This window comes from Pelovirga sp. (genome assembly GCF_059864205.1).
Genome location: NZ_JCBCBS010000127.1, coordinates 1 through 1,412 on the forward strand (window position 1 = coordinate 1; position 1,412 = coordinate 1,412).

At 57.3% G+C, this 1,412-nt stretch carries 1 protein-coding gene; it reads right to left on the reverse strand.

Annotated features, from left to right (window positions below; genetic code table 11):
* Positions 1-116 precede the first annotated feature (116 nt).
* Positions 117-962, reverse strand: a complete 846-nt coding sequence (locus AC6F7T_RS08205; protein WP_500717725.1) for a ChaN family lipoprotein — start codon at positions 960-962, stop codon at positions 117-119.
* Positions 963-1,412: the final 450 nt, after the last annotated feature.

Consider the following 1,412-nt stretch of genomic DNA (forward strand, 5'->3'; position numbering starts at 1 on the left):
ACATATCCATCAATCAGGGCACCATTCATCGCGCCCTGATTCCCCTCCGTCCCAGCAAATACGGGGACATAAACCAATACCCCACTTTATTGGTATTATGTCCCCGTATTTGCTGCCTACAGCCCGCCATCGTCGATCAGGTAATCGACCTCGGTGGCGGTGCGGGGGTCGTTGGCGGCGAACCCTTCTGCCGGCGGCAGCACCACCCGGGTGGTCAGGCCGCCTTCCTGCAACTGCACCGGTACGCTGCTGTTGATGCTGTGCCAGATACCGGCCAGGCTGATCAGGGTGCGCTGTGGATGCTGCTTCAGGTAGCGGGCGATGGTCAGGGCCATGCCGCTGTTGCGCACCCCCTGTGCTTGCTTGAAATAGCTGAAATTACGCTCGCGCGTTACGGCCTCGAAGGAGGGGCGGAAAAATTCCTCCATCAGGGCGTCGTAGGTCGGGTTGAGGGTCGCGCTGATGGCGGCGGGGACGCGCAACAAATCATCAAAATCAAGGGCCGCGAACCCTTCGCGGCCGACCTTGCGGATGACGTTACGGTCACTGTTCAGCGCCAGCAACGGGATGTTGTACTCACGGGCAAACAGCAGCAACTCGCTGTAGTGCTCCCAGGGGTACGACCAGTTTTCGGCATACACCTCACGAAACCCCTCCTCGTCCAGTTCCCCCGCCAGCCAGGCATCAAGCGCCCCCTGGGCACCGTGCTCAAACATCTCCAGGCCGATGGTCAGCTCAGCGCTGTGCCGCTGTACCCCACGGATAATCGCCACTGCCAACCGGCGATGCTCCGGCTTTTCGTGGGATTCACCAACAAATACCACATCGGCCTGCGCCAGATCAGCGAACAGGACCTCAGCACTGACCCTATCAGTAACTCCGGGCCGTACAATCTCAGCAAACCCGCTCAGCGGAACCCCCATCAATACCACCACCAGCAAGCAGCGTCCTATCAATGTCATACCACCATTCCTTTCAATTTAAGGGCAATAAGATTTAACGCAGAGCCGCAGAGAGGGAGAGTCGCAGAGAAAACCTTTTTAAGGGTAAAGCATCACCCCTCACTGTTCACCCCTCACTGTTCACCGCTCACCGCTCTTTTCAACCTGAAAACAATAGGGAACGCAGATACACGCAGATGTTACGCAGATCAATGCCAAGCACGTCTTGGTCCCTATCTGCGTTCATCTGCGTTCATCTGCGGCTATAAAGTTTTTCATTGTGTCATTCCTGCTACCAATCTGGATCCTGCGACTGCGCGCAGGATGACACAGGCATTACAGGTTGACACAGGCATTACAGGTTGACACAGGCATTACAGGTTGACACAGGCATGAACTTCCGTCAGGGGTGGCGTCTGCTCACGGCTCACGGCTCACGGCTCACGGCTCACGGCTCACGGCTCACGGCTC